This is a genomic window from Nocardioidaceae bacterium, from assembly GCA_018672315.1.
Lineage (GTDB): Bacteria > Actinomycetota > Actinomycetes > Propionibacteriales > Nocardioidaceae > TYQ2.
The window spans coordinates 3,494,716-3,504,608 of record CP076053.1 but is presented as its reverse complement, the minus strand read 5'-3'; the positions used below and the strand labels follow the sequence as shown (position 1 = coordinate 3,504,608).

The window sequence follows — 9,893 nt, the reverse complement described above, 5'->3', positions numbered from 1 at the left end:
CAGGATCGGGGTCAGGCGGCGCGCGCGTGGAGCCGGCGCACCAGGACGAGGAGGAACGGGGCACCGACCAGCGCGGTGAGGATGCCGATGGGTATCTCCTGGGGCGCCAGCAGCGTGCGGGCCGCGATGTCGGCCCAGACCAGGAGGATCGCCCCGAGCAGGGCGGCGACGGGCACGACCCGGGCGTGGGTGCCGCCGACCGCCCGGCGCGCCAGGTGGGGCACGACGAGGCCCACGAAGCCGATGCTGCCGGAGGCCGCCACGACCACGCCCACGCACAGCGCCACGACCACGAGCAGCTGGAGACGGAACCGGTCCGGGCGTACGCCGAGCGTGTGGGCGGTCTCGTCGCCCACGGAGAGGGCATCCAGGCGGCGTCCCCAGCCCAGGAGGAGCACGACAGTGCCCATCACGACCACGCCGACGACCGCGAGAGGCCAGTCCCAGCCGGCCAGGCCCAGGGACCCCAGCAGCCAGAAGAGGACCGAGCGGGCCCCCTCCGCCGAGCCGGAGGCGAAGATCAGGAAGCTCGTGAGGGCGTAGAGGGCGTACCCGACGGCCACCCCGGCCAGGAGCAGGCGCACCGAGGTCACCCGGCCCGCGGTGCGGGCCACGGCGAAGACGAGCAGTGACGCGGCCAGGGCTCCCAGGAAGGCGGTCACCTGCAGGGCGTACTCGGCCAGACCGGCGCCCACCCCGAACAGGATGGCCGCGGCGGCGCCGCTGGAGGCACCGGAGTTCACGCCGAGGATGTACGGGTCCGCCAGGACGTTGCGGACCATGGCCTGCAGAGCGACCCCGCAGACCGCCAGCCCGGCTCCGACGAGCACACCGAGCAGGACGCGCGGCAGGCGGACCTGCCAGACGATGGCGTCCTCCGCGGCGCTGATGCCGGCACCCGGCTGCCGGCCCAGCAGATGGTCGAGGACGATCCTGGCCACCGTGCCCGGCGGGACGGACACGGCGCCGACCCCCACGCCGACAAGGATCGTGGTCACGAGCACCGCGACGAGTGCGACCAGCCAGGTCGTCGTGCGTCGGCGGGACCGGTCCGTCCCGAGCGGGTCGGGCACCGGCTCGGCGAGCGGGCGGTGGGGAGCGGTGACGGCGGTCTCGCGCACGGACGAGTCCGTCACGACGACACCTCCGATCCGGTCCGTGGGCAGGGTCTTGTTGCACATTGTTCGCAACAAGCGCGCCCACCTTAGCCACGGGTCGTACGCCGGGACTCACCCGGTGGCTGCACCGTCGGCGTCCTCGACGCCCCAGTTGCGCGCATGGAGGGACCGGACCTCGGCCGCGAGGCGAGAGTCAGGACCGGCGACCGCGACCCCGGGAGCCACCTGCCCGGTCGCCAGCGGGGTGACCGGGCCCGGCGCGAGGCCCCACTCCTCGCGCCAGCTCGCGAGCTGCGCCGAGCTCGAGGCGAAGACGATGCGCCCCAGGCCCACCCAGGCGTGCGCGGCGCTGCACATGGGGCAGTGCTCCCCGGAGGTGTAGACCGTGGCGGCCGCCCTGCCGGGACCGTCGAGGTGGCGAGCCGCCCACCGGGCGAGCGCGATCTCGGGGTGCAGCGTCTGGTCTCCCTCGCCCACCCGGTTGTGGTCCTCGGTCAGCACCGTCCCGTACGCGTCCACGAGCAGCGACCCGAACGGGTCGTGCCCGGCCTCGAGCGCCTTGCCGGCGAGCTGCACACAGCGTTCGAGGTGTCGTACGTCGGTCCGTGTCAGGTGCTCGCCCACCCGGTCAGCCTAGGTCCGAGGACGGCCGGGGCCGGGCACACTGGCGTCGTGATCGACCCTCGGTTCGTCTTCCTCGGTGCGCTCCTGAGCCTCGCCGGGTCGACGCGCTACGCGTGGCTGACCTGGCGCGGCCGCACACAGCCCAACCGCGTCACCTGGTTCCTGTGGGCGCTCGCCCCGGCGGTCGGGTTCGCGGCTCAGGTCGACGAAGGCGTGGGTCTGCCCGCCGTGCTCACCGCCTCGATCGCTCTCGGGCCGGCGCTGATCTTCGCTGCCAGCTGGACGAACGCGGGTGCCTATTGGCGCGTACGCCGGGCCGATCTCGCCTGCGGCGCCGTGTCCCTGGTGGCCCTGTGGCTGTGGCTGGCGCTCGACCAGCCGGTCGCGGCCGTCATGGCCGCGGTGGTCGCCGACCTGGTCGCCGGGCTGCCGACGGTCTGGAAGGCGTGGGTCTTCCCCGAGACCGAGCACTGGGCGGTCTACGCCCTCGGCGGAGGCAACGGTGTCATCGCCCTGCTGAGCCTGGAGCGATGGACCGTGGCCGGAGCAGCGTTCCCGCTCTACATCGCCGTGCTGGGCACGGGGGTGGCGCTGGTCGTCACCCTGCGGGCCCCCGCCGGGCGGCTGGTGGGAGGGTGAGCGCGATGAACGACGCAGACCGCAGCGACCCCGGCGCCGTCGCCCGGCACCTCGCCGACCGGCTCGAGCAGCTCGGCCTCGCCGACCAGCTCGTCGCCGCGGGTCTGCCGTCGTACGTGCGCGACGAGACCGGCACCCCTCACTGGACCGACCCGGGCACGGGGCAACCGCTGACGGCCGAGCAGCTCACCGAGCTCGACACGCTGCTGCGCTCGCAGGGGGAGGATCCCGCTCACGCCGTGCCGCTGGAGCTGGTGCAGCTGTCGCGCCAGGCACACGTGCGCCGGGTGCTGCTCGAGAGCGCCTGGCACACCTACGACTCACTGGCAGCACTCCGCGACGCGGATCCGCGCGAGACGCGACTGGGGTGCATCCGGGCCGCGGCGGCGCACGAGCTGCTCCTGGTCAGCAACGGGCAGGTGCGCATGGTGCCGGCGTTCCAGCTCGACGCCCACGGCGAGCCGCGCGCCGACCTGGCACCACTGCTGCGCCCCCTGCTCGCCGCGGGCATGGACGCGTGGCGCGTGTGGGCGTGGCTGACCCAGCCCGCAGCATTGCTGGGGGGCGAGGTGCCCGAGCGCGCCGCCGCGGACCCCGACCTCGCCGCCGTGGCGAGGACGGCCGCCGTACGCCTCGGCGAGCAGGTCGCCCGGAACAGCTGATTGCGTCGGCGGCGCTGTCAGTGCGCCGCCGCCCGGTGAGCGGCGAGCACATCCATGCCGAAGTCGTTCGCCGGGTCCCGCCACACCGAGTGGGCGTGGTTGGCCTGACGCTGGGTGTTGTCCCACTCCAGCAGCAGCCCGGGTCCCTGTACCCGGTAGTACGTGGGAGCGCCGTCGGTCAACGGACCGGCCCAGGCGACGTGCACCGCGTCGAGCGCCTCGTCGTCGAGCACGGGTCGAGCCGCGGACGGCACGCGGCCGGTGTAGCAGTCCAGCACCGTACGCAGCTGGTCGCGCTGCGGTGCCGACAGGACGCTGCCGGGGACCCCCGCGGGGCTCTCTCCCAGCGCGACGATCTCCTTCTCCGTCTCGCTGAACGCCGCCTGCTCCTCGATGGAGTCGGAGAGGTCCTGCATCTTCTGCTGCTGCGCGGCGTCGCGGAAGCTCTCGGTGCGCCACACGCCGGCGAGGGGGATCCAGTTGTCACCCGCGCTCACCCTGGTGCGGTTGGCCGTGACGAGGTCCGGCGGCGCCTTGTCGAGCAGGACGGCCTCGCGTCGCAGGTCCGGCGGCAGGGAGCGTACGAGCTCCCGGGCGGCGTCCTCGACGCGCCCGAGAGGCCGGTTCACGGCCCCTCCCAGCAGGGGCGAGGACGCGGGATCGGCGCCGAGGAAGCACGGTGTGGCGGCGACGAGCTCGCCACCGACGACCAGGTTGTTGAGCGAGACGTGGTGGCCGCCGTACCGCCAGCCCCAGGCCCGGTCACCGCCCGGCTCGCCGAAGACGCGCAGGTAGTACAGACCGGGGTCGCGTCCGCGCGTGCGGTCGAAGAGCACACGGAAGTCCTCGGCGCGGTCGAGCACGTTCTCCAGGCCCATGATCGTCGCCACGGTGACGTAGCCCGCTTCGGACAGGCCGGTGGCGACCAGCCGCAGGGCGGCCCGCTGCTGGGCGGGACTCTGCTGGTGCACGGTGAGCCCGCCGTGGTCGGTGGGTGTGTAGAACCAGCGGCGACGTTCGGTGTCGCCGACGTCGTCGGACGGAGGGGTGCCGACCGCCAGGGCCCGCTGCTCCTCCCCGAGGGTGTCCAGCCAGGCGTTCGCGGCGTCGGCCATCAGCGAGGCGAGGTCGCTACGAGTCGCGGTCACGAGGCCTCCAGGCTGTCGACGAGCTGTGTTGTGTGCAACCTACTGCGGCATCTAGTGTGACCGCCACCACCTGACCCGAGGAGAGCCATGAGCACGCCCACGCAGGACAACCGCGAGCTGCTGACCGTCGTCGCCTACATGAACGCGGCTCCCGGCAAGGCCGACGAGCTCAGGGAGGGGTTGAAGGGGCTCATCGACACCACGCTCGCGGAGGAGGGCTGCATCAACTACGACCTCCACGAGAGCATCGAGAAGCCCGGCTGGTTCACCTTCTACGAGAACTGGGAGTCCGAGGCGCACCTCGACGCTCACCTGGCCGCACCGCACCTCGTGGAGTTCGCGAGCCGGATCCCCGAGCTGCTCGACGAGGACGGGCTCAGCGTCAACCGTGTACGCCGCATCGCCTGAGGGCCTGAGGGCCTGAGGGCCTGAGGGTCCCTGAGCCTCAGAGCTGCGCGGCGGGCGTCTGCTCGGTGGCGGCGCTCGCGGGCATCACCCGTGCGAGCAGGTCGGCCATGGTCACCACGCCGGACCCACGACCGTCGGGCCGCTCGACCAGGGCGATCTGGGCGCCCTGCTCGCGCAGCGCCACCGTCGCGTCGAGCACGGACATCGCGGGGTCCAGGCGCGGCAGCTCGCGCACGTGCTCCCCGACCGGGGTCTCCGCGGGGGAGGTGAGCGTGTCGCGCAGGTGCACGACCCCCTCGGGCGCGTGGGGTGAGCCCACGAGGATCCTCAGGTGACCCGACTCCAGGGCGGCGGCGTGCAGCTCCCCGACGGTCGACTCCGCCGACACGGCGGTCGGCTCGTCCTCGGTGAGGAGGTCTGCGAGAGGGGTCTGGGTCGACCCCAGGGCGCTGGCGAGCTGCCTGGACGCCTCGGCGTCGAGGTCCCCCGCCTCCGCCGAGTGCTCCACCAGCGCGCGCAGGTCCTCGGGATCCTGCTCGACCGCGACCTCCTCGACGGGCTCGACGCCCGATCGACGCACGAGGGCGTTGGCGGCCTCGTTGAGCACCAGCAGGGCGGGGCGCACCACGAACATGAAGGCGCGCATCGGGAGGGCGAAGATCGTCGCCGACCGCTCGGGGTGGGCGATCGCGATGGACTTCGGCGCCATCTCGCCGACGACCAGGTGCAGGAACGTCGTGATCACCAGGGCGATCGCGAACGCGATGGCGTACGACAGGCCGACCGGGAGGCCGAGCGCCTCGAACACCGGCTCGATCGCGTGCTCGATCGCGGGCTCGGTGACCGCACCGAGCGCCAGCGTGCAGGCGGTGATGCCGAGCTGGCTGCCGGCCAGCAGCACCGAGACCTCCGAGGAGTTGCGCAGCGCCGCGCGGGCCGCGCGTGACCCCGCCGCCGCGCTCTCCAGCCGGGTGCGCCTCGCGGCGATGGCGGAGAACTCGACGGAGACGAAGAAGGCGCTGAGCGCGATGATCAGGATCGTCACCGGGATGGCTGCGAGACCGTCCATCAGTGGTCCTCCTCCTTGTCGTGCTGCTCGTCGTGCTGCTCGTCGTGCTGCGCCTGGCGGCGGTCACCGGTGGTCGTCGTCGGTTGCTGTCTGGGGGCCTCGGCGAACCGGGTCGCGGGGTCGACGCTCGTCGGCGACAGCGGCGGGTCGAGGTCGGCCTCGGCGACGCCCTCGGGGACGACGAGGGTGAGCCGCACCTCGCTCGGGACGTGACGCTCGACCTCGAGCACCTCGACCCGCAGCGTCCGGGTCGGCGGGTCGTCGTCGTGGGCGAGCTCCGCAGGGTCGTCGGGGAGCCGCACGTCGACGTGCTCCCCGGCCGCGAGCAGCGCCCCGTACGCCGCGACGGCCATGCCGCCGACCGTCTGCGCCGCCCCGGCGGGCAGCTTGTAGCCGATCTCCCGCTCGACCTCGTCGAGCGGTGCGTCGCCGCGCACGGTCCAGCGTGACGGCGGCGCCGACTCGGCGCCGCCGGCGCCGGCGTGGTCCTCACCGTCGACCTCGAGGTGCGGGTCCTCGACGGGGTCGTGCTCGTCGGTGAGCTCGCCGACGACCTCCTCGACGAGGTCCTCGACGGTGACGATGCCGGAGAACCCGCCCCACTCGTCGAGCACGATGCACATCTGGTCGCTGGATGCCTCCATCTCGGCGAGAGCGCGGGGGAGGGTCATGAGCGTCGGGACGACGGTGGCGGTGCGCGCGAGGTCGGCCGCGGTGACCTCGCGGTCCTCGACGCGGGCCCGCAGGGCGTCGATGACGTGCACCACGCCCACCACGCCGCCGGTCTCGTCCAGCACGGGGTAGCGGGAGTGCCCGCCCTCCATCTCCGCCAGCAGCTCCTCGAGGCCGAGCGAGGCGGGGACGGTGTCGACGACCGACCGGGGCCGCAGCGCGTGGTCGACGCGGCGTGTCGGGAAGTCGAGCATCCGGTCCAGCACCAGGCTGAGCTCCTCGGGGAGCTCGCCGGCCTCCTCCGAGAGCGTCACGATGCGCTGCAGGTCGGCGGCGTTCGCCGAGTGTGCGACGTCGTGCACCGGCTCGGTGCCCAGCAGGCGGAGCAACGCGTTGGAGGAGGCGTCGAAGAAGGTGATCGGGTACTTCATGATGCTCATGTAGATCGAGGTCGAGCGCGCGAGGCGGCTGGCGACCGGGTACGGCGTGGCCAGCGCGAGGTTCTTCGGGTAGAGCTCGCCGAAGAGCATCTGCACGAACGTCGCCACCACGAGGATCCCCAGGGTGCCGATGGTCGCCCCGAGCGCGACCGGGACCCCGACGTCCTCGAGCAGCTCCCCGATCGCGTCGCCCACCAGCGGCTGAGCGACGTACCCGACCAGCAGGCCGGTCACCGTGATGCCGAGCTGGGCGCCGGAGAGCATGAACGACGTGCGCTCGGTGATCTTCAGCGTGCGCTGCGCGGTCGTGTCGCCGTCCCCGGCTCGCCGCTTCAGGCCGCTGCGGTCCACCGCCATGTAGGCGAACTCCTGGGCGACGAAGTAGCCGTTCGCCGCGATGATCAGCGCGATCACCGCCAGGCCGCCCAGCAGGGGCAGCACGATCTCCAGGAGCACGTCCATGCCCCAGATCCTGCCCGACGAGCCCCACCGCGGCGCGGCTAGCCCGCCTCGGGGCCCACCGCGGGCTCACCGCCGGCCCAGCTCGTCCTCGCCCGCGAGCGTGCCGGGCTGTCAGGCTGGGGGCATGCACTACGTCGGCATCGACCTGGCCTGGGGTGAGCGCAAGCCCTCGGGTGTCGCGGTGCTCGACGGCGACGCGCGTCTGCTGCACGTGGCGGCGGCCCAGTCCGACGAGGAGATCCGTGAGGAGATCGCCGCGTACGTCGAGGGGCCCTGCCTGGTCGGCATCGACGCCCCCGTCGTGGTGCTCAACGCCACCGGGTCCCGACCTGCGGAGCAGCAGCTGGGCAAGGACTTCCGACGGTTCGAGGCCGGTGCCCACCCCTCGAACACCGGCAAGCCGGAGTTCGCCCACGGCACCCGCGCCGGGCGCCTGTGCCGGGCGCTGGGACTCGACCACGACCCCGCGTCGACAGCGGACCGACGCGCCATCGAGGTCTACCCGCACGCCGCGACCGTGGCGCTGTTCGACCTGCCGCGCACGTTGAAGTACAAGAACAAGCCCGGCCGCGACCTGGAGTCGCTGCGCACCGAGATGCTGGCGCTGGTCGGGCTGGTGGAGACCGTCGTCCACGTCGACGACACCTGGCGAGGACTGCGTCGTCAGGTCGAGACCGCGGCTCGTAAGAGCCAGCTGCGCGTCGTGGAGGACCAGGTGGACGCGGTGGTGTGCGCGTTCGTCGCCCTCTTCGCCGACCGTCACCCCGCCGACACGACGACCTACGGGGACGCTGCGACGGGTGCGATCACCACGCCGTCGCCGGGGGCCTCGAAGGTGCTGCGTACGCCTCCTGATGGCGGTGACGGTGACGCCGGTCGCCGGTCGCGGGGGACCAGCGTGCCGCTGGCGGTGCAGACCTACGCGGAGCGTCAGCCGGCCCTGGTCCACGTCGGGCGGAGCTTCACCGACCTGGTCACCGACGTCCTCGACGAGGCGGGCATCAACTACCTCGCGGTGACCGGGCGCACGAAGTCGGTCACGTCGTTCGCCGAGAAGGCCGCGCGCAGAGGACCCGACGGCGCCCTGCTCCACCCGGACCCGTTGCACGACATCACCGACCAGATCGGCATCCGGGTCGTGGCGTACGTCAGGAGCGACGTCGAGGCCGTCGCCGACCTCCTCGCCGCCCAGCTGCACGTGCGCGAGGACCGCGACATCGGCGAGGAGACCGCGCAGGCCGGCCGTTTCGGCTACGCCAGCCGACACCTGCTGGTGGAGGTGACCGACCCCGACGCCGCCGCGCATGACGGCCAGGACGGCCAGGACCGCCGGCCCTACAGCCACCTGCGGGGGTGGACGGCCTCGGTGCAGCTGCGCACCGTGCTGCAGCACGCGTGGGCGGAGTTCGAGCACGAGGCCCGCTACAAGGGACGGGTGCCCGCCGAGCACGCGGGTGACCTCGACCGGCGCTTCACCCTCGCCGCGGGGCTGCTGGAGCTCGCCGACACCGAGTTCGAGTCGATCCGTGCGCGGTTGCGACCCGCCCAGGTCGACAGCGCGCGGTCCTCCGACGACGGCCCGGACGACCCCCGCCTCGACCCGCGGGAGCTCGCCGCCTTCCTGGCCGGGCAGTACGACGACGCCGGCTGGTCTCGCACGGACCACTACGGCTGGATCTCCGGGCTGCTGCTCGAGCTCGGCGTCACCGGTCTCGACGAGCTCGCCGAGGTGCTCCGCCGCCCCGAGCTGGTCGGCCTCAACGAGCGCCTCGGCTACCGCTACCCGCCGGGTGCGGTGCGTCGACTCGACGACGCCCTGCTCGCGGCGTACGGCGAGAGGTACATCGGCCTGACGGGCAACGCGCACCGGGTCGAGGCGCTGACGTCGCGGCTGGCGCGCAGCCGGACGCGTTCAGACGGCGAGGAGTCGGGTACGCGCGGGTCATGAGCCAGACCCTCGACCACCTGCTCGACGAGCACGGCCAGACCCACAGCGCCGAGGCCGACATCAACCTCCGCGACGAGCCGGCCCCGCTCTTCCAGCTGCTGGTGCTCACGAACCTCCTGGCGGCGAACCTCTCGGCGGACCTGGGCGTACGCACGGCCGCGGAGCTGCGAAAGGAGTTCCGCACCGCGCACGCTATGGCCGACGCGAGCACCGACGAGGTGCGCGCGGTGCTGGAGGAGACGCGGTTCCTCCGCAAGGACCAGACCGCCCAGCAGCTGCACGACACCGCCGCGCACGTGGTCGAGCGGTGGGACGACGACCTCCGCGGGATGCGCGAGGTCGCCGACGGCGACGCCGGACGGCTCGCCGAGCTCGTCGCCGAGTGCCCCGGCATCGGCCCGGTCGGCGCGCGCATCTTCGTGCGGGAGGTGCAGACGATCTGGACCGAGCTGCAGCCGTACGCCGACGAGCACGTGCTCGAGCTCGCCGCCGCCGCGGGACTGCCCGAGACGGCCGAGGACCTCGCCGAGATGCTCGGGGACGACGACCTGTCGGTGCTCGGAGCCGCACTGGTGCGGGCAGAGCACGAGGGCCAGCTCGACGAGGAGGGCATGGACCTCGACACTGAGCCCGAGGCGGACCACGAGGACGAGGACGCCCCGGCGGCGGAGAGCGAGCAGGAGGACTGACCGGCGGCGGTGGC

10 protein-coding genes are annotated in these 9,893 nt (G+C 73.2%); 5 read left to right on the top strand and 5 right to left on the bottom strand.

The features are described 5' to 3' along the window. Positions 1-11: 11 nt before the first annotated feature. Both KLP28_16805 and KLP28_16800 read right to left on the bottom strand, forming a co-directional pair. Entirely contained in the window at positions 12-1,181 is a 1,170-nt protein-coding gene (locus KLP28_16805) for an iron ABC transporter permease (protein QWC85155.1), read from the bottom strand. Between the two features lie 48 nt (positions 1,182-1,229). Beyond that, positions 1,230-1,742, bottom strand: coding sequence for a nucleoside deaminase (locus KLP28_16800; GenBank protein QWC85154.1), 513 nt, complete (start codon positions 1,740-1,742; stop codon positions 1,230-1,232). 48 nt (positions 1,743-1,790) lie between these two features. On the opposite strand from KLP28_16800, the gene KLP28_16795 reads away from it, so the two are divergent. Continuing rightward, positions 1,791-2,381, top strand: a complete 591-nt coding sequence (locus tag KLP28_16795; protein ID QWC85153.1) for a hypothetical protein — start codon at positions 1,791-1,793, stop codon at positions 2,379-2,381. Positions 2,382-2,386: 5 nt separating this feature from the next. Continuing rightward, positions 2,387-3,043, top strand: coding sequence for a hypothetical protein (locus KLP28_16790; GenBank protein ID QWC85152.1), 657 nt, complete (start codon positions 2,387-2,389; stop codon positions 3,041-3,043). A 17-nt stretch (positions 3,044-3,060) separates the two neighbouring features. Here the strand turns inward: KLP28_16790 and KLP28_16785 are convergent, their stop codons facing one another. Next, on the bottom strand, positions 3,061-4,191 hold the full coding sequence (locus tag KLP28_16785; GenBank protein QWC85151.1) for a DUF3500 domain-containing protein: 1,131 nt from the start codon (positions 4,189-4,191) through the stop codon (positions 3,061-3,063). 87 nt (positions 4,192-4,278) lie between these two features. On the opposite strand from KLP28_16785, the gene KLP28_16780 reads away from it, so the two are divergent. After that, entirely contained in the window at positions 4,279-4,599 is a 321-nt protein-coding gene (locus KLP28_16780; GenBank protein ID QWC85150.1) for an antibiotic biosynthesis monooxygenase, read from the top strand. A gap of 37 nt (positions 4,600-4,636) precedes the next feature. Here the strand turns inward: KLP28_16780 and KLP28_16775 are convergent, their stop codons facing one another. Together KLP28_16775 and KLP28_16770 are read right to left on the bottom strand one after the other, a co-directional pair. Further along, complete coding sequence (locus KLP28_16775; protein ID QWC85149.1) at positions 4,637-5,668, bottom strand: DUF21 domain-containing protein; 1,032 nt, start codon at positions 5,666-5,668, stop codon at positions 4,637-4,639. Then, a complete protein-coding gene (locus KLP28_16770) occupies positions 5,668-7,242 on the bottom strand; it encodes a DUF21 domain-containing protein (protein QWC85148.1) in 1,575 nt (524 codons plus the stop codon). Before KLP28_16770 ends, KLP28_16775 begins: the two co-directional genes overlap by 1 nt. 124 nt (positions 7,243-7,366) lie before the next feature. Here KLP28_16770 and KLP28_16765 point away from each other — a divergent pair, with 124 nt between their 5' ends. Both KLP28_16765 and KLP28_16760 read left to right on the top strand, forming a co-directional pair. Then, entirely contained in the window at positions 7,367-9,190 is a 1,824-nt protein-coding gene (locus KLP28_16765; protein ID QWC85147.1) for a DUF429 domain-containing protein, read from the top strand. After that, complete coding sequence (locus KLP28_16760) at positions 9,187-9,879, top strand: endonuclease (GenBank protein QWC85146.1); 693 nt, start codon at positions 9,187-9,189, stop codon at positions 9,877-9,879. Before KLP28_16765 ends, KLP28_16760 begins: the two co-directional genes overlap by 4 nt. The last annotated feature ends 14 nt before the right edge of the window (positions 9,880-9,893 follow it).